General features: G+C 39.2%; 27 protein-coding genes. 9 read left to right on the forward strand and 18 right to left on the reverse strand.

The features are described from left to right. Positions 1 to 434: 434 nt before the first annotated feature. From spoIID to J7E63_RS12230, 5 genes are all read right to left on the reverse strand, one after another. Complete coding sequence (gene spoIID, locus J7E63_RS12210; RefSeq protein WP_215012482.1) at positions 435 to 1,472, reverse strand: stage II sporulation protein D; 1,038 nt, start codon at positions 1,470 to 1,472, stop codon at positions 435 to 437. A 375-nt stretch (positions 1,473 to 1,847) separates the two neighbouring features. After that, positions 1,848 to 3,158: a UDP-N-acetylglucosamine 1-carboxyvinyltransferase gene (gene murA / locus J7E63_RS12215; RefSeq protein ID WP_215012491.1), complete on the reverse strand. Its 1,311-nt coding sequence runs from the start codon at positions 3,156 to 3,158 to the stop codon at positions 1,848 to 1,850. A gap of 32 nt (positions 3,159 to 3,190) precedes the next feature. Then, entirely contained in the window at positions 3,191 to 3,967 is a 777-nt protein-coding gene (locus J7E63_RS12220) for a YwmB family TATA-box binding protein (protein ID WP_215004887.1), read from the reverse strand. A gap of 168 nt (positions 3,968 to 4,135) precedes the next feature. Next, positions 4,136 to 4,393 carry a DUF1146 family protein gene (locus J7E63_RS12225; RefSeq protein ID WP_215012493.1) on the reverse strand — a complete coding sequence of 86 codons (258 nt, stop codon included), beginning with the start codon at positions 4,391 to 4,393 and terminating at the stop codon, positions 4,136 to 4,138. A gap of 509 nt (positions 4,394 to 4,902) precedes the next feature. After that, on the reverse strand, positions 4,903 to 5,223 hold the full coding sequence (locus J7E63_RS12230) for a YflT domain-containing protein (RefSeq protein WP_168241255.1): 321 nt from the start codon (positions 5,221 to 5,223) through the stop codon (positions 4,903 to 4,905). A gap of 339 nt (positions 5,224 to 5,562) precedes the next feature. On the opposite strand from J7E63_RS12230, the gene J7E63_RS12235 reads away from it, so the two are divergent. Further along, a complete protein-coding gene (locus tag J7E63_RS12235; RefSeq protein ID WP_168241256.1) occupies positions 5,563 to 5,817 on the forward strand; it encodes a GlsB/YeaQ/YmgE family stress response membrane protein in 255 nt (84 codons plus the stop codon). Between the two features lie 133 nt (positions 5,818 to 5,950). On the opposite strand, the gene J7E63_RS12240 is transcribed toward J7E63_RS12235, so the two are convergent. Both J7E63_RS12240 and cls read right to left on the reverse strand, forming a co-directional pair. Next, positions 5,951 to 7,411 carry an alpha-amylase gene (locus J7E63_RS12240; protein ID WP_215012495.1) on the reverse strand — a complete coding sequence of 487 codons (1,461 nt, stop codon included), beginning with the start codon at positions 7,409 to 7,411 and terminating at the stop codon, positions 5,951 to 5,953. A 36-nt stretch (positions 7,412 to 7,447) separates the two neighbouring features. Continuing rightward, complete coding sequence (gene cls / locus J7E63_RS12245) at positions 7,448 to 8,947, reverse strand: cardiolipin synthase (RefSeq protein ID WP_215012497.1); 1,500 nt, start codon at positions 8,945 to 8,947, stop codon at positions 7,448 to 7,450. 234 nt (positions 8,948 to 9,181) lie between these two features. On the opposite strand from cls, the gene J7E63_RS12250 reads away from it, so the two are divergent. Continuing rightward, complete coding sequence (locus J7E63_RS12250; RefSeq protein ID WP_215012499.1) at positions 9,182 to 9,640, forward strand: Dps family protein; 459 nt, start codon at positions 9,182 to 9,184, stop codon at positions 9,638 to 9,640. 184 nt (positions 9,641 to 9,824) lie between these two features. On the opposite strand, the gene J7E63_RS12255 is transcribed toward J7E63_RS12250, so the two are convergent. Genes J7E63_RS12255 through J7E63_RS12290 form a run of 8 tightly spaced genes read right to left on the reverse strand, consistent with a single transcriptional unit; the run spans position 9,825 to position 14,660 of the window. Beyond that, the gene (locus tag J7E63_RS12255) at positions 9,825 to 10,424 is read right to left on the reverse strand and encodes a PP2C family serine/threonine-protein phosphatase (RefSeq protein ID WP_215012501.1); all 600 of its coding nucleotides are present in this window, start codon (positions 10,422 to 10,424) and stop codon (positions 9,825 to 9,827) included. Continuing rightward, complete coding sequence (gene sigB / locus J7E63_RS12260; RefSeq protein WP_215012506.1) at positions 10,417 to 11,214, reverse strand: RNA polymerase sigma factor SigB; 798 nt, start codon at positions 11,212 to 11,214, stop codon at positions 10,417 to 10,419. Before sigB ends, J7E63_RS12255 begins: the two co-directional genes overlap by 8 nt. Further along, complete coding sequence (gene rsbW, locus J7E63_RS12265; protein ID WP_215012508.1) at positions 11,180 to 11,662, reverse strand: anti-sigma B factor RsbW; 483 nt, start codon at positions 11,660 to 11,662, stop codon at positions 11,180 to 11,182. Before rsbW ends, sigB begins: the two co-directional genes overlap by 35 nt. Before the next feature lie 14 nt (positions 11,663 to 11,676). Beyond that, positions 11,677 to 11,991, reverse strand: a complete 315-nt coding sequence (locus tag J7E63_RS12270; RefSeq protein ID WP_214712042.1) for an anti-sigma factor antagonist — start codon at positions 11,989 to 11,991, stop codon at positions 11,677 to 11,679. Positions 11,992 to 12,049: 58 nt separating this feature from the next. After that, a complete protein-coding gene (locus J7E63_RS12275) occupies positions 12,050 to 13,048 on the reverse strand; it encodes a PP2C family protein-serine/threonine phosphatase (protein WP_215012510.1) in 999 nt (332 codons plus the stop codon). Between the two features lie 15 nt (positions 13,049 to 13,063). After that, positions 13,064 to 13,465 carry an anti-sigma regulatory factor gene (locus J7E63_RS12280; RefSeq protein ID WP_215012512.1) on the reverse strand — a complete coding sequence of 134 codons (402 nt, stop codon included), beginning with the start codon at positions 13,463 to 13,465 and terminating at the stop codon, positions 13,064 to 13,066. Beyond that, on the reverse strand, positions 13,444 to 13,830 hold the full coding sequence (locus J7E63_RS12285) for an STAS domain-containing protein (RefSeq protein ID WP_251033506.1): 387 nt from the start codon (positions 13,828 to 13,830) through the stop codon (positions 13,444 to 13,446). Before J7E63_RS12285 ends, J7E63_RS12280 begins: the two co-directional genes overlap by 22 nt. A 2-nt stretch (positions 13,831 to 13,832) precedes the next feature. After that, entirely contained in the window at positions 13,833 to 14,660 is an 828-nt protein-coding gene (locus J7E63_RS12290; protein WP_215012540.1) for an STAS domain-containing protein, read from the reverse strand. 203 nt (positions 14,661 to 14,863) lie between these two features. Here J7E63_RS12290 and J7E63_RS12295 point away from each other — a divergent pair, with 203 nt between their 5' ends. Beyond that, a complete protein-coding gene (locus J7E63_RS12295; RefSeq protein ID WP_215012542.1) occupies positions 14,864 to 15,088 on the forward strand; it encodes a hypothetical protein in 225 nt (74 codons plus the stop codon). 48 nt (positions 15,089 to 15,136) lie between these two features. Here J7E63_RS12295 and J7E63_RS12300 read toward each other — a convergent pair whose 3' ends face one another. After that, positions 15,137 to 16,081, reverse strand: a complete 945-nt coding sequence (locus tag J7E63_RS12300; RefSeq protein ID WP_215012514.1) for a magnesium transporter CorA family protein — start codon at positions 16,079 to 16,081, stop codon at positions 15,137 to 15,139. Between the two features lie 170 nt (positions 16,082 to 16,251). On the opposite strand from J7E63_RS12300, the gene J7E63_RS12305 reads away from it, so the two are divergent. The 3 genes from J7E63_RS12305 to J7E63_RS12315 all read left to right on the forward strand — a co-directional run bounded on the left by J7E63_RS12305 (position 16,252) and on the right by J7E63_RS12315 (position 18,257). Then, complete coding sequence (locus J7E63_RS12305; protein WP_215012516.1) at positions 16,252 to 16,515, forward strand: hypothetical protein; 264 nt, start codon at positions 16,252 to 16,254, stop codon at positions 16,513 to 16,515. Between the two features lie 58 nt (positions 16,516 to 16,573). Continuing rightward, positions 16,574 to 17,302, forward strand: a complete 729-nt coding sequence (locus tag J7E63_RS12310) for a hypothetical protein (protein WP_215012518.1) — start codon at positions 16,574 to 16,576, stop codon at positions 17,300 to 17,302. A gap of 130 nt (positions 17,303 to 17,432) precedes the next feature. Beyond that, on the forward strand, positions 17,433 to 18,257 hold the full coding sequence (locus J7E63_RS12315) for an STAS domain-containing protein (RefSeq protein WP_215012520.1): 825 nt from the start codon (positions 17,433 to 17,435) through the stop codon (positions 18,255 to 18,257). A 62-nt stretch (positions 18,258 to 18,319) separates the two neighbouring features. Here J7E63_RS12315 and J7E63_RS12320 read toward each other — a convergent pair whose 3' ends face one another. After that, on the reverse strand, positions 18,320 to 19,615 hold the full coding sequence (locus J7E63_RS12320; RefSeq protein WP_215012522.1) for a hemolysin family protein: 1,296 nt from the start codon (positions 19,613 to 19,615) through the stop codon (positions 18,320 to 18,322). Between the two features lie 110 nt (positions 19,616 to 19,725). Then, positions 19,726 to 21,231 carry a mechanosensitive ion channel gene (locus J7E63_RS12325; protein ID WP_215012523.1) on the reverse strand — a complete coding sequence of 502 codons (1,506 nt, stop codon included), beginning with the start codon at positions 21,229 to 21,231 and terminating at the stop codon, positions 19,726 to 19,728. 455 nt (positions 21,232 to 21,686) lie between these two features. Between J7E63_RS12325 and J7E63_RS12330 the strand changes: the two genes are divergently transcribed. From J7E63_RS12330 to J7E63_RS12340, 3 genes are all read left to right on the forward strand, one after another. Next, the gene (locus J7E63_RS12330; protein ID WP_215012544.1) at positions 21,687 to 22,001 is read left to right on the forward strand and encodes a hypothetical protein; all 315 of its coding nucleotides are present in this window, start codon (positions 21,687 to 21,689) and stop codon (positions 21,999 to 22,001) included. A 25-nt stretch (positions 22,002 to 22,026) separates the two neighbouring features. Next, positions 22,027 to 22,197 carry a CsbD family protein gene (locus J7E63_RS12335; RefSeq protein WP_215012525.1) on the forward strand — a complete coding sequence of 57 codons (171 nt, stop codon included), beginning with the start codon at positions 22,027 to 22,029 and terminating at the stop codon, positions 22,195 to 22,197. Between the two features lie 87 nt (positions 22,198 to 22,284). Further along, positions 22,285 to 22,854, forward strand: coding sequence for a general stress protein (locus J7E63_RS12340; protein ID WP_215012527.1), 570 nt, complete (start codon positions 22,285 to 22,287; stop codon positions 22,852 to 22,854). The last annotated feature ends 57 nt before the right edge of the window (positions 22,855 to 22,911 follow it).

The raw sequence follows: 22,911 nt of genomic DNA on the forward strand, positions 1-22,911 counted from the left end.
CCGAGGATTTACTGTCGACTTTCTAACCTTTACTGTCCACTTCCAAAGGTTTACTGTCCACTTTTCCTCTTTTACTGTCGAACCCCCTCATAACAACAAAAATTGCCAATTTCCCTTCTAACCCAAGCTCCTTTATTTAGAAGGAGCACTATTTTTGGCTATTTTCCTTTGCCTGGCTTCTACTTAATTACACTTTTTAGAAAGAACTTTCGATTACTGTCCACTTTCAATAATTTACTGTCCGGTTCCAGAAATTTACTGTCCGGTTCCAGAAATTTACTGTCCGGTTCCAGAAATTTACTGTCCGGTTCCAGAAATTTACTGTCCACTTTTCCTCTTTTACTGTCGAACTCACCCAACCTCAACTCCTCCCACCTAAAATCCCGTCAAAAAAAGCCAGGCATCTTCCCAACCCAGCCTGGCCCCCCACATATTCACTTCTTTGCAGTAACCGTATCTAGCATATGATCCGCCGAGGTAATCTCGACTCCTTGATAATAATGCTTCACAATTTCCTTATAATTCTTTCCTTCCATTGCCATTCCGTTAGCCCCGTATTGGCTCATTCCGACGCCATGACCGAATCCCTTGGTGGTAATCACAATATTATCGCCCTTACGCTTCCAGGCAAAGTCAGATGACCGCAGATTCAGTTTATCGCGGATATCGCGCCCGCTCAAAACCTTTCCATTAAAATCAACCTTGCCGACACGTTTCCCCTCTGTTCGGTCAACAATTTTTCCAATCGTCGACCCCGAACCGAGCTTCACCCCAAGCCGCGCTTCAAACTGATGAACTGTCATGACCTTTTGACTGTTAAATTTCGGAGAATTTTTATCCCATGGACTGGATACACTTCTTAAGTATGGGATGTTGCCTGCCCAATAATCTTCCGAGTTTTCCGTATATCCATTACTCGTGGAGAAGAACAATGCATCAATTGGCTCGCCATCATAGGCCAAAATTTGCCCAGCCGTTGCCCGAACAGCGTTTAAAACCTTCTTCCTTTTCGCGTCGTACTCCATTCCCCATTCCCTTCTTAGTTCATCATCATTCATGTAAACCTGATGGATTTGGGTATCCGTTACCTGCGCACCTTTAGGGACGCCGAGCGTATCCTTACTTAATAACCTTTTCACGATATATGTTCTCGCTGTTAGTGCTTGGGCCTTCAGGGCTTCTTCCTTAAACTCTGTCGGCATCTCAGCTGCTACCACACCAACGAGGTAATCTTCTAATTGTACATTCTCAATTTGGGATTTTGAGGTACGGAACACCGCAACTTCGACGGCCGGATCGGAAGAAGTGGGCACCGCTTTGGTTTCTTTGGCCGGGGTCTTGGTTAAATCCTCCCCTAACCTCCCACTCGCCCGATGCTCATCCGAAAACGGTAACACGAGAACTGCGGGAATAATTAATGTCAAGGCAATGAGGACTGCTGCTAGTACGACGAAAGGTTTGATTTTTATCATGATAGTGCCTCCAGTTTGCAAATTCACAACCCCGCAAGATGCACAGGCGGGTTGCGTCTCAATTAATACATATGGAGGCGGACAAGCATTTATTACGGATTTTTTATATAAATAATGAAACGGGTGTCAGGCACCGCTCGTGGACAAATGTCTTTTGTTGGTGTCAGGCACCACTCAAACACAAATGTACATACCATACGGACATGCACAACACACGCACTCACGCACGCGCCACACTACGATTCCCGGAAAAGTAAAAAAGGCCCTGATTCTACATCAGGGCCCGTTGTTTTGCGTTTGTTTTTATTGGCTGTAGGAATTTGGTTAAGCTTCGCCTAACAAATCCAATACAAGTTACACGATTCAAGATCCAAACTAAGCGTTCATATCCGATACGTAGTCTTGAACTTCTGTGAATATTTCGTCTGCTTCAGTAACACGTTCGATGTCGGCTCCTAGGCTTGCTAGCTTGCCGTGGAAGTCCACGTAGCCGCGGTCTAGGTGTTTCAACTCGGTCACGCGTGTCAAGCCTTCAGAAACTAAACCAGTCAAAATTAATGCGGCAGCGGCACGTAGATCTGTTGCAGATACTTCCGCACCTTGTAAATTGGAAGAACCATTTAAAATAACAGAACGGCCTTCAATTTTGATGTCGGCATTCATGCGGCGGAATTCCTCAACATGCATAAAACGGTTTTCGAACACAGTTTCTGTAATCATCGAGGTGCCGTTTGCGCGAAGCAATAAAGCCATCATTTGTGATTGCATATCGGTTGGGAAACCTGGATGCGGCATCGTTTTGATGTCAACAGCCTTCAAACGATCGGTTCCGATGACACGAACGCCATCTTCTTCCTCACGGATTGTGATACCCATTTCAACCATTTTTGCAATCAAAGAAGATAAATGTTCAGGAACTGCGCCCTTTACCAATACATTTCCGCCAGTGATTGCGGCAGCCACCATAAAGGTTCCCGCTTCGATTCGGTCAGGAATAATATGGTGTTCTGCGCCAAATAACACGTCCACACCTTCAATACGAAGTGTCCCAGTGCCAGCGCCGCGAACCTTAGCGCCCATACTATTCAAGAAGTTTGCAAGGTCAACGATTTCTGGTTCTTTTGCCACGTTCTCAATAATGGTCGTACCAACCGCAAGAGTTGCAGCCATCATAATGTTTTCGGTAGCCCCAACACTTGGGAAATCCAAATAAATCTTTGCACCTTTTAAGCGGCCATTTACTTCCGCTTCAATAAAACCGTTTCCTACCTTCACTGACGCTCCCATGGCTTCAAAGCCTTTGAGATGCTGATCGATAGGACGGGATCCAATAGCACAGCCACCCGGCAGGGCCACACGTGCACGGCCATTTCGAGCGAGTAATGATCCCATGACAAGCACAGACGCGCGCATCTTTCGAACATATTCGAATGGCGCCTCATCCTTTAACACTCTGGATGCATCTACTACGACTGTATTGTTTTCAAACGACACTTCAGCGTTTAAGTTGCGTAAAACTTCATTAATTGTGTATACATCGGAGAGTGTAGGTACATCACGAATTACACTTTTTCCGTCACTTGCTAATAATGTTGCAGCGAGTACAGGCAAGACAGCATTTTTTGCGCCTTCTACTTTAACAGTTCCATCAAGCCTTTTTCCGCCGCGGACGATAATCTTTTCCAAGAGTATTCCCCTCCGCGTCCATTTTCTCTATATTAATATTCAATCGTAATGATTGGTGTGCCAACTACTATGGTAGTCTTACCGCCCAATCCTTCGGAGCGTATACCAATTTGTAAATTCATGTTATCTCTTTGATCATCTATGGAGCCTTTAAACATCGGCGAGTTCGCCGAAACAGACATGAATGTCTCCTCTTTTAACGCTTCGATTTCTTTTGCCTTAAATACGGACAGCAAATGATTTGCTGTCTTGGGTAAAGCCGTATTCATCTTATCACCGACCGTACCTTTCATACAAGAGAAAATTGTTGGTTTCCCTCGAAATATGTCAGACAGCCTAGATTTAAATTGACGGGTCGTGAAATAGGCCTCGGTAGACTTGTTCCACTCTTTACCACTGATACTATATACTATATACGCATTAACCGGTTGTTTTGTGTGGGTTGCCATCATTTGAAGCTTTTCTATGTGGTGTTTAGTCGTTGGAGATACTGCCGTTACTTCCCATTTTTCGCTGGTACTTTTTACAGACCATTCCCAATCAGGAAACTTCGTTTGAAGCTCTTTAGCATATTCCTTAACTTCCTGCTCACTTTTTAGGCCATCCAAATGCTCTCTTGCATAAAAAGTCCAATCATCGAGCAAAATATCTTCGGCTTGTAAAATAGAGCCTATTTTCGTTAAGTCCATTTCTTTTTGAAAAATGGAGCCGATTCCGCCACCGTTTGCTTCAGTTTGGTTCCCAATAACAACCAGGATTAAACTGATGATTGTTATCACGCTCAAAAGGATCTTACGATTTCTCTTCATCTCTACTCCCCCTCATTACCATTGTTACCAGGTAGAGGAGTAGCATACTTGGGAAATGTCGTCACTTTTAGACAAGTTCCAAACTTTATGACAGTTCATTTGAAGTTATTTTTCCACATAAAGACGATTGTACTCAATTTATTAACAAATTGAAACATGTACGAAGACCTAAATTTTTACCAATTGTATATTTTGCATGATCAAAGGCAGCTGCTGCGACCATTGAAGATAATCAAGGAAAAAGTTACTAACAGATGACCCAACGAAAATGGCTAATAATATGTAAAGTAAGCGCGCCTGAAATACATGGTTGGGTTTCAGCAATTTTTCCAAACGGATTGCTTGTAGGGCCCACCAGGAAATCGTTATAAAAATTAAATGAGACAGGATACTTAACACGGCAATTTGCCCAAAATCATTTATCACTCGGTAACCTCCTTTTTTCACACAAAGATTATTCTATCACAAAGAAGGTCAGAAAAGTTTCCTTTTGTATCCATTTTTAAAAAATAAACACATTTTCTATCTTAAAAAAAAATTCACCTTCCTGTTACTCGAAAAGAAGGCGAATTTTTATTGCTTTATCTGGTCGGTTGATACGACCTCGGTTTCTAATACCGTACAAAAATACATAAACCACACACTTACCATTAATTTACCTGATTCCAAACCCTGCCTAGATTTAATGGGACATATACTTTCTCGCCCTGTATTTCCTTGTGTATGATCGGATTTTCAAAATTCGAATCCCAACTATGATCTACTCTCATTTTGCGCCGGGCTCTGATGTTTCCTCCAAAAAAATCACCTAAGTTCACTCTTGAAAATTTCATCCACACCTTACCCCTTTCTTCATATGATGAGGGATAGGAAACAAAAGGAAAGTTCCTTTTTGTTTCCTATCATTATACTAACCTAGTAAAACTGTGTTACTTTTATTTTGCAGCGACCACCAATACGCGTCCCCTGTCCAATTCTTTTTCAAATTGTTGTGCTTCTGTATCGGTTAATCCTAAGGATTCCATTTTAGAGCGTAGTTCGTCCCCGCGTGATCGAAAAACATTTGCGATTGAATCAAAGACGCCTTGCTCGTTTACCCCAATTTCATTGGTATCCAGTGCATCTGACAAATCTTCTGAACGATCTTTGCCGTGGGCCAATAAGTAGACCTCATCTTTTTCGAACCCTTGATTTAAAAATTGTTCAATTTCCTTCTTTGCTTGAAGCCCATTTTCTACTATTTTTACTTGTGTCATTTTAACTTCCTCCTCAATTTTTAATGTGTGACCATCTTGATTTCGTTAGTAAGTTAAATGCATCTTGTTGTTCTATTTGATATATAACCCTTTTTAAAAAGTTGAAACCTTTTTTGTAAAGATTAACTGTTCTCCCTAACGATTTCCCTCTCATTTAAGACGCTGAATTGCCGTGCAGGTACTGAAGCTCATCCGCTGTTTGAATGCGTTTATCTCCTCTTTCATCTTCGTTCGGAGTGGAAAATGGTGTAATTTTTTTATCAAAAAAGGTTTGTCCATTGAAATAACGGGTACTTACCTTAGTAGATTCACATTAAAATTTGAAAGGGATGAATTTTCATGGGATTTATTTGGTCTTTAATTATCGGAGGAATCATCGGTTGGTTAGGTGGTCTTGTCATTGGACGTGATTTACCCGGAGGTGTAATTGGAAATATCATCGCTGGATTTATTGGTGCTTTTCTCGGTTCATTGATATTAGGAGATTGGGGACCTGAAGTGGGCGGTTTTTATCTTATTCCAGCCATCATAGGAGCGATTATTCTCACCCTAATCGTTGGCTTTATTTTAAAAAGCATGAGACATACAGCATAATTATAATAGGATAACTTACACTCAAGAGGCTGCTAATCATGCAGTCTCTTTTTATGCAGCATTTTTTAGACAAAGGAAAGCGCCTTTAAACAACAAGGTGCTTTCCTTTTTGATTCTTATTTTAAAATAGCAACTATTCTTGTTCAGAATGAGCCCAAACCGAGACACTGCCACCATTAACAAGGAAGGTGGCAAATCCATCTTCTTCAATTATAATATGATCGTCTCTCGTTCCTGTTAGGTCGACCCATACTTCTCCAGCCCGCGCTTCACCGACGAACATTCTTTTTTCGCCCTCGTCTTGATTGGAAATGAGGACGGCACAGCCTGAAGACTCCATTTCCTCAAGCCCCTGACGGACCCATCCAATCAGATGGGGGTCATCGAAATAATCCTCTTGTTCACCATAGGCTTTATGGTAACGAGCATAAAGGAGCGGATCCATCGCTTCTTGTTTTCCTTCGATTGGTTCTTCTCCCCCAATGCCAAAATAATCTCCATAAAATATACATGGATGTCCCTCTTTGCGAAGCAGGATAAGTGCATAAGCACTCTGCTTAAACCAGTCCTCCACCCATGATTCAAGGGCTTCGTTTGGTTGTGTATCATGATTGTCCACAAAAGTGACCGCATGTTCTGGATTCACATTCACTAATGTATCATCGAAAATCGTGGTCAGATCAAAATCAGCTCCCGTTTTAGACGCTTCATGTAATTTATAATGAAGCGGAACATCAAATAAATTCAGTTTGAAATCAACATTTTCCAAAAATGTTTGGCATGCTTCTAGTTCCGGGACCCAAAACTCACCTAGAACATAAAAGTCTTCTCCTCGCTGCTGCCTTACATTATCTACAAAACTTTTAATAAAATGATAATCAATATGTTTAATCGCATCTAAACGGTAACCATTGCATTGTAAAGTATCGGCCAGCCAGTTCCCCCACTGGATCATTTCCTCTTGTACCTCTGGATGATTGTAGTCAATATTAGCAAACATTAAATAGTCATAATTACCAAATTCATCATCGACATAATCATTCCACTTTTTACCCTCTCCTACAATCCGAAAAATCCCGGCTTTATCTGTTTTTGCGTCGTAGTCTATTCCATTAAAATGCTCAAATCCCCAGTTAAAAGTAGAGTACTTGTCCTTTCGATTTGGGAAGGTGAATTTCGTATACCCCTCTATTTCAAACGGCTCAGAAATTTCTTCTGTTCGGTCATCCTGGTCCACTTCAATGACTTGAAATAGCTCTGTTTCATCTGCCCCCCCTTTATGATTCATGACCACATCTACATAGACATCCATCCCACTTTCATGACATGCGGCAATCGCATCCTGTAATTCTTGCTTCGTTCCATATTTCGTGCGGACCGTCCCTTTTTGATCAAATTCACCCAGATCATACAGATCATATACACCATATCCTTGGTCTTCTCCTGATTGACCCTTTGTTACCGGTGGAATCCAAACCGAATCGATTCCTTTCCTTTTCAGTTCGGGTGCCAACTCCTTCAGGCGGTTCCAATGCGTACCATCTGTATCTACATTCCATTCAAAAAATTGCATCATCGTATGATTTCGTTTCATGTTTGTTTGCCCCTTTTTTCTTCTATATTAGAAATTTTATAAAATCCCCGAAAATAGACGAGCAAATGACTCTTTTGCCTTTTCAGTAAATCCTCTTTTGTAAAATTCCACTGGGCGAATTCTCAGACAATCCTCTCGATCTTCCTCATAATGGGCCACTAGGTCTTGGATGGAATCTGTGCCTATTAAAAATAAATTCACTTCAAAGTTGAGACGAAAACTGCGCATATCCATATTGGCTGTTCCAATTGTGGCAAGGTCCCCATCAACAATCATCACCTTTTTATGGAGGAACCCTTTTTGGTACGCATAAATTTCTATTCCAGAACGCAAAAGTTCAGGTAAATACGACCGAGAAGCATATTGGGTGAGAAAACCATCATTGGTGTCAGGCACCATGATTCGTATTTGAATCCCTTTTTTGGCAGCAATCCTTAGTGCCGTTCGAATCGCTTGATTAGGGACAAAATACGGCGACGCAATCCAAATCGATTTTGTTGCACATGAGATCATCGCATAATAATGATCACTCATCCGTTCGGTTTCGGGGCCGGTGGCGACGACGTGAACTAAACCATCTCCAGCGGCAGGTATGGGTTTCATATAGCGTTCGTCCATAACCAGCATTTCCCCACTAACATACCTCCAATCTAATAAAAAAACGGCATGCAATGTTTGGACTGCTTCCCCTTCCATGACGACATGTGTATCACACCAAAATCCGATTTCCTCGTCTTCACCAAGATATTCGACCCCAATGTTCAGTCCGCCGACAAATCCTGCCTTCCCGTCAATGACAACGATTTTTCGATGATTCCGGAAGTTAAACTTTTGATTATAAAGGCCGCTTTTTATGGGCAAAAAAGGATGGACCATGATTCCGGCCTCCTTCATTTTTTTTAAAGCGGCGCCTGAAAGTGTGATACTTCCCATCGCGTCGTACATAAGACGGACTTCTACTCCTTCCTGCACTTTCTCGATTAAGATGTCGATGATCTCACTGCCTAATCGGTCATCTCGGAAGATATAATATTCCATATGGATAAAGTCGTTTGCTTTCTTAAGCGCACTTTTCATTTCTCGGAAAGTTTCCTCGCCATTTTTTAATATGTTTGTCTTCGTGTTGGTATTCGTTGGTGTGAATGTCGCCCGATCCAGATAGTGAGCGAAATGATGCTGGTGATGATTAAGCTGCGAAAACTCGACTTTCTGCTTTTTCCTACTAATTGTTTCAAACACTTCACGATCTTTGATGCGCTTACTTTTAAATAGGTAGCCTTTTAAAAATAATTGCCCGGAATAGACATAGATGATATATCCGAGTACCGGTAAAAACACCAATATATGTATCCACAAAAGCGTGTTTTGTGCCGTCCGATTTTCGAGCATCAAGGAAAACACTGTAATCAAGATAATTACGCCGTAGAATGCCATTGATATCATTTTCGGCAGGAAAGGAACGTCTGTAAAAAACACCAAATATGCTAGAGCAATCATCATAATGACAAAAACAAATTCCATTCTCCGTTTTTTCATAACGTTGTTCTCCCCCATAATTTTATCTAGATACCCTTATGGGGTAATACCCGATTTATACGGAGATTAATCCTGCTCCTAAAAAAAAGATGCCCGCCCCCCGCAATTGAGAGAACAGGCACCTACGCCTTTAGATAAACTTTCTTGGAAAAAAATTTTTTCATGGTTTCAAATGATGTAATCCGGGGTATGGAATAGATATCAACACTATTCCACTAAACGGAGGTAATGAAAATGGCAAAAGTAAAAGAAAAAAATAGTTTAGTAACAGAGACTCTCAACACACAGGTAGCTAATTTCTCAGTTCTTTATATGAAGCTGCACCACTACCACTGGTATGTAAAAGGTGAAAATTTCTTCACCCTGCATCCTAAATTTGAAGAATTGTATAAGGAGTCGGCGCTCCATCTTGATACCATCGCTGAAAGAATGCTGTCACTAGGCAATTTACCAACGGCGACACTAAAGGAGCAATTACAGATCTCTTCCATCAAGGAGGCCGCGGGCGACGAAAATGCCGAGGGAATGATTCAGACACTGGCCGATGATTTTAACACCGTCTGCACCGAGCTTACAGAGGGAATCACCTTGGCCGAGGACAACGATGATCAACCTACGGCTGATCTGTTCATTGCGATTCGCACTTCCTTAGAAAAGCACAGATGGATGCTCGAAGCCTTTCTGGCAGGATAAATGTATTGTGAAAGGGTGTCAGCTTTACAGCTGACACCCTTTTTTCTCTCTCACGGGCACTCTGAACTCCTGACAGTGACCGTCCCTGCCTTTTTTTCTCTCTCACGGGCACTGTGAACGGACAAAACAAAACACGTATCCAAAAACGGTTGGATACGTGTTTTGTTACGCTTATAATAGTAGGTTACAAGAGTTGACCGATAATATAGGTTAAGTCATCATTCCGTGTTTTCGTATACATTTTTAAATGATTCGACATCTCTTCAATGGACCGAATACTTGATAATAAATGTTTAATGGCGGGAATATAAATCCCGTCCGTATGAATAATAAACTTCGCATCTTTTTCATACGTAAACGTTTCGATTCCATATTTTTGCGGCTTTCCAGATAAATATCCATAGACAGGGACTGGATTGAAAAATTGACCTGAGGGCGAATAAAGAACAAAGCGAATGTTTCCTACGGAGCTATAAGTAATTTTTTTAAGTAATAAGTCTACCTTAAAAAGAGATACGGTTGCACCTCTTTTATCCTTAAGGACTTTATTACAATAATCGATTAATACAAGGACCTCTTCATAATGGTATTGTTCTACCACTTCCCGAATCGCGTTAGACGAGGCATGTGCGTATATCCCGCTTCCCAAACCGTCCGCAACGGCACAAATAAAGTAATCATCCGTTGTCTTAATAAAAAAACTATCGCCGTTACACACATTACCTTCCTTTTGAATCTGATACACTAAAGTTTGAATATATTCATTTGATTCAAGTTCAAGCATTTGTTACTCCTGTATTGGCATTATCTTTGTTTAGTGCCTGTCGTAATTTTTGAATCGCCTTTTTTTGAAGACGAGATACATGCATCTGAGAAATCCCCAAGGACTCTCCTGTTTCTTTCTGACTCTTATTAGCGATGAATGTATAACGGAGGATTTCTATTTCTCGTTCTGATAGCACATGCAAAGCACTCTCAAGCAAGAGCCTTTGGTCGACTCTTTTGAAACCATCGTCATACGATCCGATAGTGTCGAGAATTGTAACCGTGCTGCCATCTGAGCCCGTTTCAATTGAACGATCCACAGATACGGCTTGATAACTTTTACCCATTTCCATCGCTTCTAATACTTCTTCTTCCGAAACGTCCAAATGCTCGGCAATTTCATGGATCTTTGGTGACCTTTGATGTTGATTGGTCAGTTCATCGACAACGGGCTTTATTTTCGTCCATAATTCCTTTACCCGCCTCGGGACATGGACTCCCCATGTTTTATCCCTTAAGTATCGTTTGATTTCTCCGATAACTGTTGGTATTAAAAATGTTTCAAAGGATGATCCAAGTTCCGGATCATATCTTCGTATCGCACCCAATAGCCCGACTATTCCTATTTGCATGAGATCCTCATGAAAGTTGCCGCCTTTTGAATATTTCATCACAAGGCTTCCAACTAGCGGAGTATAGTGGTCTACTAATATTTCTTGAGCTGACTTACTCTCATTTAGCTGAAAGTCTTTGATTAGAGCGTTGATTTCTTCCTTAGTTCTCTTCATAGTTCGAAATGGTTGTGTCATGACCTGCACGCTCCCCACTTAAATACTTCACCATGAAGACTGTTACTCCTTCATTATCAAATACATGGACTTCATCCATGAGCGTTTCCATCAAATATAGACCCAACCCTCCCTCCACCAGTTGGTCGGTAGCACTTGAGGCGGAATATGGGCCTAGTTTGCTTCTTGTCTGTTCAAAATTAAAACTCTCGCCATTATCAGCGATCATAATTTCAAGTTTATTTTCATAAATTCCAAATCCAACAATTGTTTCTCCGCCGGCGTTATCTTTGTAAGCATGTTGAACGGCATTCGTACATGCTTCACTGACGGCAATCTTTAAATCTTCAATCTCCTCATAGGCATATCCCATTCTGCTGGCGATTCCTGATAACGTTAATCGGATTACCCCTACATATTCCGGCTTAGCAGGCATTTTCACTTCAATGTAGTCAACTAATTGTTTCATTGTACCCCACCTCTCTAGTTCGTAGAAATATCAATGATGTTGCTTAGACCTGTAATTTGAAAGAGTCGTTCCAACCGATCTGACAAGTCCACGAGCTTTAATTCACCATCATTTTTCATTATTAGTTTGAATAAACCAATAAATACACCTAGGCCAGTACTATCAATATATGACACATCTTTTAAACTGACGATCAGTGATTGGTTTTGCTCTTCAGCGAGTGGTAATAATTCCTCTCGTAGCTTTGGTGCAGTGTATGCATCTATTTCTCCTGCAACAAAAACGAATGTCTTCCTATTATTTTGGTGTTTATCAACTTTTAAATCCATTCATTATCACCTCAGGAATTTAATCTATTTTTATGTACTTACCCGCACCCATGGAAGATTAAACCTTTCTTCGAAAAATAATTAGCGTAAAATCATCATTCATTTCAAAGTCCTGCATCTTTTCCAACTCACGATAAATTTGTTCCACCATTTCTTGTGCGGTTAATTGCTTATATTTTTGAATTAAGTCAGTTATCACTGAACGTTCGATAAAACCTTCTTCTGTTCTTGCTTCCGTCACTCCATCCGATAATAAGACAATCATATCCCCGGGTTCCACTTGTTTTTGATACTGCTCATATGTAAAGTTCGGGTCCACGCCTAATACTAGACCTTTTGTCACGAGATCTTCAAATGAATTCGTAACGGAATGATAATAGAATCCTTGTTCATGCCCTGCTGCACCATAAGTAAAGGAATGGTTAACTGTATCGTACATCCCATAGAACATGGTAATAAACATACCTTCATCCAGATTATCTTCTACGACTCTATTTATACTTTCTAAAACAAAGTGAGGACTTTTCTTAGACTCTGGTAAACTATCGATTGCATACTTGATCATCGACATACAAATGGCTGCAGGTATTCCTTTACCAATTACATCTGCAACGGCTATATGAATACTTTGCCCCTCTTGAATAAAGTGATAAAAATCCCCATTCATTTGTTTGGCAGGAATACTTGTTGCCCCAATATCTAAATCGTCCATTTGAGGAATAGATGTTTCTAGTAAATTTTCTTGAATGCTTGCCGCAATTTCAATTTCTGATTTTATTTCAAGCTGTTGATCCCGCATGCTTTGATGCTCCTGGTAGGCTAAGCCATAGTCCATCATCACCTCTAAGAGAAAATCAAAGGACAATAAGACCTCTTTTTGAATATCCGGAAAAATTTCTTTCAACGCTTCACTATGTAAACTGACAATTTCCTCAGGAGAAATTTGCTGTAAAATCGATTTTCTACTAAATAGTTGTGCTTGGTACAAAGCTTTTTCGGATGATTCTTTCAGATAACTGCGAAGCAAATGACGATACCTTGATTTGAAAATTTCCATACGCTAGCAATCCTCCTAACGAGTCCATTTTACCGTCTTAATAATCGTACCTTCCTCTAGTGAAGAAGTAATATCAAATTCATCCATTAACCGCTTAACCCCCGGTAATCCCGCTCCTAACCCACCTGATGTGGAATATCCATCTTCCATCACTTTTCTAATATCCCGAATTCCTGGTCCATTATCAGCAGCGATCACCTTTATACCACGTTTATCACGTCCATTTATGCGTTCAATCCGTATTTCACCTTGTCCTGCATATAAATAAATATTACGTGCAAGCTCAGAAATCGCTGTCGTGATTCTTGCTTGGTCAACTGTACCAAATTCAAGCTCCTTGGCAATATTTCTTCCTAGTTGCCTAGCTGCAACGATATCCCATTCGGTAATAATTTTCACATAGGATTCGTTCTCCATGCTTTCTCCCCCAACTCCCGTTGTAGTGTTTCTAACCCCTTTTCTAAATCTAGTGCTGTAAGCACCTCTTGAAGATGGATTCCTAGTTCAACTAATGTAATGGCTACAGCTGGTTGGATGCCTGTTAAAACTACTTTTGCCCCCATCAATTTGGACATACTAATAACATCGCCTAATACTTTTGCAATAAATGAATCAATCACATCAATAGACGTTAAATCGATGACTACACCATTCGATCCAGTTTCATGGATTTTATAAAGCAAATCTTCTTGAAATTGGATTGCCGTTTGATCATCAAGTTCCCACTGAATAGAAATAAGCAGGCAGTTATATAACTTTAGTATAGGTATTCTAGCGACCATTATTATTCCTCCGTTGATATGACCTTTCGATTCGTCATTTCCAAGGCAGCCTCAATTCCTTTTTGTAAGCTATTCTTTGTCATGACTTGAGTTAAATTAATTCCTAAATTAACGATTGTTTGTGCGATCTCTGGACGAATCCCAACGATTAAACATTTTGCTCCTACTAATCTTACGGCTTCGGATGCCTGGATAATATGGTGGGCAACCATCGTGTCTACGACAGGAACTCCTGTGATATCAATTAAGACCACTTGAGCGCGATGCTTAACAACCCCTTGTAATAAATTTTCCATAATCGACTTTGCTCTTTCTGTGTCAATGGTTCCTACTAAAGGCATGATCGTAATATTATCAAAAATCGGGATAAGCGGTGCAGATAGCTCTTGAAGCGCAATTTTTTGTAAGGATACCGTTCTTTGCCAAGTTTCCGCAAACTGATTAAACACGGCAACGTTGATCGGACTAATCCATTTGTCATAGTCCAAAATAAATTCAACTTGTTCCTTTTCTGAGGTCTTATCTGCCATCGGAAAGAAAACAATTTTTCCAAATTCACTTAAACTGTCCATAATAAAACCTAATGTCCAGCCGAGTTGAACTATTTTTTGAGTAAATTCACTGATCTTGCTTTCACTATTTTTCTGTTGATTGGTAGAACTATTAATTAGTAAATTTATATAATCATTACAAATATTGATATAGACTTTCTCTGATATCAAATTAGCTGCTCTTTGTTCATCCATAGAGATTAGTTTTTCTGACCACTCTTTTAAAATTTGCTCCCGATTCGTTTGAACATATTCCACTATTTGATTTACTTTTTTCATCATTTCCCACCTAAATATATCTTCGAAGTTCGAAGAATTATTTGTTATCTAGAATTATACCAATTTATGCTAGCTAAAAAATGAAGAAAACGGCATAGACTTTTAGCCCTAATATCTTCAAGGTTTCAAACGAAAAAAAAGGGGTACATTAAAGGTAGAATAGAATCTTTGTAACCTAATTTTTCCAAGTAGGAGGAGACGCAATGGATAAAGAGAAAATGCTCCAACAGTTTAAGGAATATGGGTCCACATCCCAAATCATCGAAAAAAAACATGGTGCCACACCACAATCAGTCGAAAAAAACAATAATGGCTCGATGGCCCAGAATTTAGACGAAATCAAAAAGCTCGGTAAGGAAATGAATCAGATGAAAACCGGGAGTCAGCAACAAGAAAATGAAAATCTGATCCCTGATCCAATCCAATAGCTGAAGCATTTTAGTAGCGGTCCCTCCTTAGGGGACCGTTACTTTTGTTTATTTAAAAAACGAGCCTTTCTTTTTCCCTTTTAAAAGGTCACCGGTCCAGCCATTATATTTCAAAAATCCATAAAGTAGGATGGTTGAGACTCCAATTAGAATGACGGACATTATATAGCCGAACTTCCATTCCAGTTCCGGCATATGCTTGAAATTCATCCCCCATAATGACCCAAACGCCATGACCGGGGTAAAGATCGTTGTGATGACCGTTAAGGTTTTCATAATTTCATTTCCACGATGGGATGAGATGACTTCCTCCAAATTAATGATTGAATCAAGCTCATGTTCATATTCATTGAGCAATTCAACCGCCCGTTCAATCCGTTTACACGTCGTGTTAAAAATATCCCCCGTGCTTACCTCATTTAGATTGATCTCCTCTATCCCCATTTTTAACTCTTTTATCGGGATTAATAGATTCTTCCAAACTAATAGTTCATGCCTTTGCGTATAGATTTTTTCAAGAATACTCGTTTCATTTCGTTTCCGAACACTCCAGATTAGTGTTTTTAACGCATCTTCAAATTGGTCGATCTCATACAACATTTCATTCATAAGTTCTCCCAAAAAAATTAAAAAGCCATCAACCGGGTTTTCCGTTCGATCAATGAGCATGAGAAGGTCCTCCGTATGGATATGTTTAAAGGAAGACAGCATCAGATCTACTGTAATCAACTGATCCATACTTACATAAAAATGAAAGATTTTATAATCTAGTTCCTCTTCAAAATTTTGCTGATAAATAAGGGAACCTGTCACAACCTTTTTTCCATTATCAAGTGTTTTTATCCGTAAGAAATTTGTTTTATGTTCCTGCAGCTGTTCCAGCCATCCGGTGCTCCCGCAGTTAACATTTTCAATAATTGGTTCTATTCGTTCCCTGTCGTTTTTGTCAAATTGATACCACTTCCATTTGTTCGGTCCGATAGTTTTCTCCATAGAATCTCCTTTTGATAGAAGTTTTCCTAATTAAATCCCCTAATTTTCAAAAAATGAAACATAAAAATTAGGTTTTAAATGTAGGGAAAGGGGTATGAAAGGATTAATAGAACTTAGTTGAAATGAAGTCCTATTTTAAGAGATTGTTAAAATCTAAAGGAGGTCTTGATATGAAACGAGTTTTGCCTACAATGGTTGTGGTTGGAATGGGGGCATCTGCAGCGATGTGGTTATCTTCTAAACCAAACAGAGTAAAAGCAGAAAGTGTATTGAGAGACTGGAAACGTAAATTTAAACCTTCTCCTTTTGATAAAAGTGAAACACTCCCGATTGAAAAAGGAGGTCACCCGCATCCACATGATTTAGAAGATAATAATATGGTCAGCGAAGGGGCTATGTATTCGGTTCAATTTTTTAATGAGAAAATGCAGTGATAAACGGTTGGGGCACGTTACTGCCCCAGCTAATTTTTTGACCATTTGAGGTGGTAAAATGAATTTATTTTTTTTACTCATCTACTTCATCATCATTACAGCCGTTATCGAAATTTACGTGGTTTTATTTCGGTTAACAGGGCTCAAATTGGAGATTTCAAGGTTTCAGGTCATATCTTTGATGACAGGCACTGGCTTTACTACAGGAGAATCCGAGCTTATTTTAGGTCACCCCATTCGAAGAAAACTTGCCACTTTCCTGATCCTGTTTGGGGCCTTCTCCCTTGCAGTGATTATTTCATCGATTAGCAATTTCCTTTCGGACGATCTTAGAATGAATCACATTTTATATGTAGCAGGTGGTGTCCTGCTAGTCTTTGGGGTATTAAAGCTGGCATGCATCCAAAAATTATTATCGAAATTATTTCATAAAAAAATGAAACAGAATATTGAGCTTGGTGATTTGCCCATCCGGGACGTATTTTTAACAGACAAAGAAGATTATCTACTAAATCTGCATATCTATAAAGACTCTTCTCTCGCTTTCAAAACGATAAATCAAGTAATAAACGGGCATGATCAGTTAGAGTTTGTTGCCCTATTCATCAAAAGAGGTGAATTGAAGATTAGAAGAAACATCTACAACGAAAAAATCCATGAAGGAGATCAGCTGTTTTTATTTGGAGAAAAAGAGGTTATCACCGAGTATTTTAAAGATGATATTCACATCATGGAGGAAAATTTAAAGAATCAAAGTCACACACCGTTAACAAGGCCATTTAGTTGAAGCAAGGAAAAAAGCTTATTTTTTTTGCAAAAAAAAATGTTTAACTGTCCAAAAAAGCGGGTATTGGATAATTGGCAGGTTAGAGCAGAAGCCTCGAAATAACATTTTTTTATATGAGGAGGAACAAACGGTGGATACCTATTATGACACTAAAAATATTTCGGCTTATCTTATCGAAAACAAAGAAAAATTTCAGAATAAGCTGTTATCCGAGGCTGTCAATGTTGCCTCTAATATTGAGCGTATTTTACAAGCTGGAAATATTGATCTTTTGAAAAACGCTCAAAAGCTAGTTCTTTACGTTGTGGAAAATCAAACAGAAGAGCTCATTAGTTTTGCTAAAGAAGAAGGAGTGGCTTGGGCAAAATTTTCATTAACTTTGGCGTTCAAACTAGAATGGGTGCATGCCATTAGACGTGCCTTATGGCATTTCATAAAACTTTATGATCGATTAAATGAGAATGGTAATTATATTGAAGATTTTTTCGAATTGGAACATAAGGTTAATGATGGGATTGATGAATTTCTAAACACCTTTTTCATTAGCTATTCACAGTATAAAGATGAATTAATTCTTTCTCAAAGGAAATTAGTTGAACATCTCTCGGTTCCCATCATACCAGTCAGCACAACTGTAGCTGTATTGCCGTTGATTGGTACGTTGGATTCTTATCGAATGGATATTATTGAAGAAAAAGTATTAACGGATATATCAAGGTTAAGGATACTGACATTGATTATTGACCTTTCTGGAATATCGGACATGGACGAAGGTACCATTTCTAATTTTCAAAAAGTATTGATTGGCGTAACGTTAATGGGCGCTAAATCAATCATTACTGGATTACGCCCTGAACTTGTAAGAAGAATGGTTAATTTAGGAATCGATCTTCACAGTTATACTGAGACAAAAGCAACGTTACAGCAAACATTAAATGAACATCTTGTTGTTTAGCATTCACAGTATTTAGAAAGAAATATTTAGAAGAGCTTGGATATTCCAAGCCTTCTTTTGTTTTAAATCTTTTTTACTTCTAAATTCGAAATGTGATAACCACTGATTGTGTGGATTTTGAATAGATATCCTTCTGTTACAACTTCACTTCCTTTTTGGGAGTCAAGGTTTTGTGATAGAAACCAGCCGCCAATTGTAATTATTCCTGCAGTCGCTAAGTTTGTACCGAGTAAATCATTTACGTCCTCAATTAATAATTTTGCATCTACTAAATAATGGTTTTCCTTTATCTTTTGAATCTCTGCAACTTCATCCGCATCAAATTCATCTCTAACTTCTCCGACGATTTCCTCAATAATATCTTCAACCGTAACCAAACCAGAAGTCCCACCGTATTCATCCATTAGGATAGCCATATGTGTACGTTCTTTTTGCATTTTCACCAATAAGTCATGTATGGGAATGGTTTCGATCACGTAAATAACAGGATTGATATAGGATTTTACCTTCAACTCTTCCGTATTACCTTTATTCATTATCTTAACTGTTAAGAGTTCTTTAACGTTTATGATTCCGATGATATTATCTATATCACCGTCCATTACTGGATATCGAGTATAATTCTCGCTTTTCACCCTCTTAATAACTTCATTAATCGTGTTGTCCACCTTAAGGCTGCTAATCTCCGTGCGAGGGACCATGATTTCTTTTGCCAATCTCTCATCAAATTCAAAAATATTGTTTACATATCGTAATTCATTCTGATTAATCTCGCCGCTCTTATAGCTTTCTAACAAGAGGATCCGCAGCTCTTCTTCAGAGTGAGCTGATTCCTGTTCGGATGCTGGATTTAAGCCAAATAGACCGGCCAGCAGACGGGCAGAACCATTTAATAGCCAGATAAACGGGAACATGATTTTGTTAAACCATATGATTGGCCGTGAGAAGTAAAGCGTTACAAGCTCCGCTTTTTGGATTGCTACTGTTTTAGGCGCCAATTCACCAATTACTACATGTAAAAAGGTAACTGAGGCGAAGGCAAGCCCAAAGGATAAAATATGTGTAACAGATTCATTTAGGTTGAGTACCGTTAACAATGGGTGCAGCAGCCTTTCTACCGTTGGTTCTCCTAACCATCCCAGCCCGAGTGCCGTTACTGTGATTCCCAGTTGGCAGGTTGAAAGATATTCATCTAGATGTGATACTACTTTTTTTGCTGCAACAGCACCCTTCTTTCCTTCCGCAATCAATTGATCAATTCTGGAGGGGCGTACTTTTACGATGGCAAATTCGATTGTGACAAAAAATCCAGTAAGTGTGATTAATAGTGTGATTAAAAGTAAATTTATTATCATCAAGAGAAGTTTCACTCCCTCTCTTTTATTAAAAATAACAATCCGAAATCATCTGAGTTTCGGATTGTTATTCGTGTGATCAGGTAACAACCTGTCCCTTTTGCTTAAATCTTTTATTCTACTATTTTCTTGTCTATTTTATGATCTAGCTTACCTAAATATTTCGTGGCAAATTCCTTTCCTCCGAGACCGAAGGCGAGGCCGAATGCTAATGCTACTCCACCTAATACGAGAATAAAGGCAGCATTTACGATGGAATGAGCAACCCCAAGCTGGTCTAATGCCATAAAGACAGTAACTGCAAAGATTGCATATTTCCCAACAGCTGCGAGTGTCCGCGAGTAGCTGTTCTTTAAAATGTTTTGTAAAATACGTTCTACTAAATGACCTAAATATAATCCAACTCCTAAAATAACTAGTGCAGCGAATAACATCGGTAAATAAGCAATCACGCCTGTGGCAAGAATCACTAAGAACTCTAAGTGGACAATTTGTAATGCTTCCACTGTAAATAATAAAACAATCACTATTTTTGCGAGCATACCAACGATTTGTGAAAGATTGTACTTGGATTGCTCTGGATTTAATGAGCCAATGCCCATATGGTGAAATAAATTATTAAATTTTAAGCGCCAAAGCATTTGAGTAACCATTTTTTCGACCCATTTTCCAAGCCATAAGCCCACCAAGATCAAGATTACCGCTACAGCGATGTTTGGAATGAGAGAGAGCACATGATGGAGCATCGTTATAGCCGGGTCAGAAATTCCTTTAAGATCGAGTTTTTCTAAGGCTGTAATGATCGTCGGAATTAAGATTAAGATAAACACAATATTGCCGATCATACTTGAAAGAGTGGTTCCCTCTCCTGTTGGGCTTAACCCAAACCGTTGACCCATTCTCTCTGTACCAATACTTCTTAAAAAGTTTGTTAGAATATCACGGACAATTTTTGCAATAAGCCAGCCGACAAAGACAATCAGTGCGGCAGCAAATAACTTAGGTATAAAGGCAAGCAAAGTTGATAGGGTGTTTGCGAAAGGTTCAGAAACACCTTCCATTTGCAATGCATCTAAGACCCCTGGTAAAAATAGTAAGAAAACAAAGTAGAAAAGAGCTTTTGCGATACTGTTTACCTTACTTACAGCATCCGCTGGATCATTTGTTATCTTCCATTTGACTAAAAGACGTTCAAAATGAAACATTGCAGAGGCCTTTTTAAAGAGCATACGAACGAGTGAGGCAACTGCCCAAGCTAGTAGTAATATTAGAGCAGCTTTTAAAACGTTCGGAATCGCTGCTGTAATGATTGATAACATTTGAACCAGTGGTGTGGCAATCAAGCTTAAGTTCAGCATATTAAAAAAGATAATCCACACAAACACTAGTAAAATATAATAAACAATTTTTCCGATAATCACTTCAGATGAGTATTTTCTCTTTCCAAAGTTTGAAAAAAGCTTATCATCAAAGCGTGTTTTCTTTAAAATTGCCTCGACACCTTTTCCGATACTCTTAGCGATCAGCCAGCCAACCAATAATACAAGAAGGGCAAACAGCAAGTTCGGAAGCTGGTTAAAATAAGAGTACCAACCCGTCATCATTTGATTCATATCCATCGTATCGATCTCCTTTTCCCCATTTTTCAGTTTCCAACTTATTTACGTAAGTAAGTTTTCTATTGGATATATAACCCTAATAAAAGAAATGAAACCTTATTTTTTCTACTAGTTGGTTCAATCCCCATCAATTAAATTTTTTTTAAAAGTTAATCAGAGGCTGCTAAAAAAGGGCTCTTAATAGAAATAAAACGATTTTTTATTCTGGTATGGATCATCCATACCTTCCTCTTAAAAAAATTGAGGTTTCGTATTTTATCCAGTGGGAATATAACCAATATGCAAACGAAAGGGGCTGAAAGGTATGAGTTTAATAGCAAATCCAATAACCATATTGGCACCATTAACCTCCCACGTTTACTTATTGGATGAGATTTCATTGCTTAACAGCAGATAGCGCAGCTCTTGGCACTTCTAAAAGATACTTACCGTTCCATTAGAAGGAGGAATCAGCAATGACTAGGAATTGGAAGAAAAAATTATTAGTGGGTGGAATGGCTGCTTCCCTTACATTCGGCGGATTAGCCGGTTGTGGAGATGGAGTCGACCAAGATAATGGCATTAGTGATGGACAACAAAAAGATGCCGTAGATAATGATACTCAGAAAGACGCCAGCGGAACGATGAAGGACGCGAAGGCGAACATGAAAGAAGCTATGAATAATGTAGAGAAAAAATTAGAAGATAACGGTGTTGGTGATGGAGTAGATCAAGATAATGGTATTAGCGATGGTGAAAAGAAAGATGAACTAGATAATAAAAATCCATAAGAACAATACAAGGAGGCTAAACAATATGAATAAGGATAAATTGTCAGGTAATGTAGATCAAGTAAAGGGTGAAGCAAAAGAACAATGGGGTCATTTAACAGATGATGATTCAAAGGTAGCAGAAGGCAAAATGGATAAAGCAAAAGGCAAAATAAAAGAAGGCGTTGGAGAAGTGAAGGATAAACTATCAAGATAGTAAACATACACAGTGGCAGCCTATTGATGATACTACTATATTCATTTTTTATAAAACATCCAAATTTTAAATAGGAGGAGGAGTAAAATGAACAAATATGAAAAAAACATTGTAGGTGTTTATCAATCCGAACAAGAGGCCATTGCCGCAATTGAGGATCTTGTAAACTGGGGATACGATAAGTCAGAAATCAGTGTAATCGGTAAAGATCACAATCATGTTGATTACGTTACCGAAGAAACAGGCACTGCAGTTGAAGATACCGCCGCCACAGGTGCGATTACAGGTGGGGCACTTGGTGGCGCAACAGGATTATTAGCTGGACTTGGCGCTCTTGCCATACCGGGAATTGGTCCGATAGTTGCCGCAGGTCCAATTGCCGCAAGCATAATGGGTGCTTTAACCGGCGCAGGTTTAGGAGGATTAACTGGAGCACTGATCGGACTTGGTATCCCAGACGATGACGCCAAGTATTATGGGGAGTCCGTTGAAGAAGGTAAGATCTTAGTCCTGGTCAAGAAAAGAGAAGACTCTGCCCATGATATGATCGACAGTGAAGAAGAAATTCCTTTAGACGTGGAACCAACAACTGATCATGAGGAAGACCGATTCAATACGATTAGAAATCGAAACCCTGCCTTGAGTAACAAATATTAAGTAAATTATAGATACAAAAAAAGAAGAGGTTCCCCAACGAGACTGCTGAAAATATAA

The organism is Bacillus sp. ISL-75 (assembly GCF_018613095.1).

What these genes read in the sequence shown, in the direction of transcription:
- spoIID (WP_215012482.1), bottom strand. Translation starts at nt 1,472, where the DNA reads ATGATAAAAATCAAACCTTTCGTCGTACTAGCAGCAGTCCTCATTGCC.
- J7E63_RS12220 (WP_215004887.1), bottom strand. Translation starts at nt 3,967, where the DNA reads ATGAAGAGAAATCGTAAGATCCTTTTGAGCGTGATAACAATCATCAGT.
- J7E63_RS12230 (WP_168241255.1), bottom strand. Translation starts at nt 5,223, where the DNA reads ATGACACAAGTAAAAATAGTAGAAAATGGGCTTCAAGCAAAGAAGGAA.
- J7E63_RS12235 (WP_168241256.1), top strand. Translation starts at nt 5,563, where the DNA reads ATGGGATTTATTTGGTCTTTAATTATCGGAGGAATCATCGGTTGGTTA.
- J7E63_RS12240 (WP_215012495.1), bottom strand. Translation starts at nt 7,411, where the DNA reads ATGAAACGAAATCATACGATGATGCAATTTTTTGAATGGAATGTAGAT.
- cls (WP_215012497.1), bottom strand. Translation starts at nt 8,947, where the DNA reads ATGAAAAAACGGAGAATGGAATTTGTTTTTGTCATTATGATGATTGCT.
- J7E63_RS12250 (WP_215012499.1), top strand. Translation starts at nt 9,182, where the DNA reads ATGGCAAAAGTAAAAGAAAAAAATAGTTTAGTAACAGAGACTCTCAAC.
- J7E63_RS12255 (WP_215012501.1), bottom strand. Translation starts at nt 10,424, where the DNA reads ATGCTTGAACTTGAATCAAATGAATATATTCAAACTTTAGTGTATCAG.
- sigB (WP_215012506.1), bottom strand. Translation starts at nt 11,214, where the DNA reads ATGACACAACCATTTCGAACTATGAAGAGAACTAAGGAAGAAATCAAC.
- rsbW (WP_215012508.1), bottom strand. Translation starts at nt 11,662, where the DNA reads ATGAAACAATTAGTTGACTACATTGAAGTGAAAATGCCTGCTAAGCCG.
- J7E63_RS12270 (WP_214712042.1), bottom strand. Translation starts at nt 11,991, where the DNA reads ATGGATTTAAAAGTTGATAAACACCAAAATAATAGGAAGACATTCGTT.
- J7E63_RS12275 (WP_215012510.1), bottom strand. Translation starts at nt 13,048, where the DNA reads ATGGAAATTTTCAAATCAAGGTATCGTCATTTGCTTCGCAGTTATCTG.
- J7E63_RS12280 (WP_215012512.1), bottom strand. Translation starts at nt 13,465, where the DNA reads ATGGAGAACGAATCCTATGTGAAAATTATTACCGAATGGGATATCGTT.
- J7E63_RS12285 (WP_251033506.1), bottom strand. Translation starts at nt 13,830, where the DNA reads ATGGTCGCTAGAATACCTATACTAAAGTTATATAACTGCCTGCTTATT.
- J7E63_RS12290 (WP_215012540.1), bottom strand. Translation starts at nt 14,660, where the DNA reads ATGAAAAAAGTAAATCAAATAGTGGAATATGTTCAAACGAATCGGGAG.
- J7E63_RS12295 (WP_215012542.1), top strand. Translation starts at nt 14,864, where the DNA reads ATGGATAAAGAGAAAATGCTCCAACAGTTTAAGGAATATGGGTCCACA.
- J7E63_RS12300 (WP_215012514.1), bottom strand. Translation starts at nt 16,081, where the DNA reads ATGGAGAAAACTATCGGACCGAACAAATGGAAGTGGTATCAATTTGAC.
- J7E63_RS12305 (WP_215012516.1), top strand. Translation starts at nt 16,252, where the DNA reads ATGAAACGAGTTTTGCCTACAATGGTTGTGGTTGGAATGGGGGCATCT.
- J7E63_RS12310 (WP_215012518.1), top strand. Translation starts at nt 16,574, where the DNA reads ATGAATTTATTTTTTTTACTCATCTACTTCATCATCATTACAGCCGTT.
- J7E63_RS12325 (WP_215012523.1), bottom strand. Translation starts at nt 21,231, where the DNA reads ATGGATATGAATCAAATGATGACGGGTTGGTACTCTTATTTTAACCAG.
- J7E63_RS12330 (WP_215012544.1), top strand. Translation starts at nt 21,687, where the DNA reads ATGACTAGGAATTGGAAGAAAAAATTATTAGTGGGTGGAATGGCTGCT.
- J7E63_RS12335 (WP_215012525.1), top strand. Translation starts at nt 22,027, where the DNA reads ATGAATAAGGATAAATTGTCAGGTAATGTAGATCAAGTAAAGGGTGAA.
- J7E63_RS12340 (WP_215012527.1), top strand. Translation starts at nt 22,285, where the DNA reads ATGAACAAATATGAAAAAAACATTGTAGGTGTTTATCAATCCGAACAA.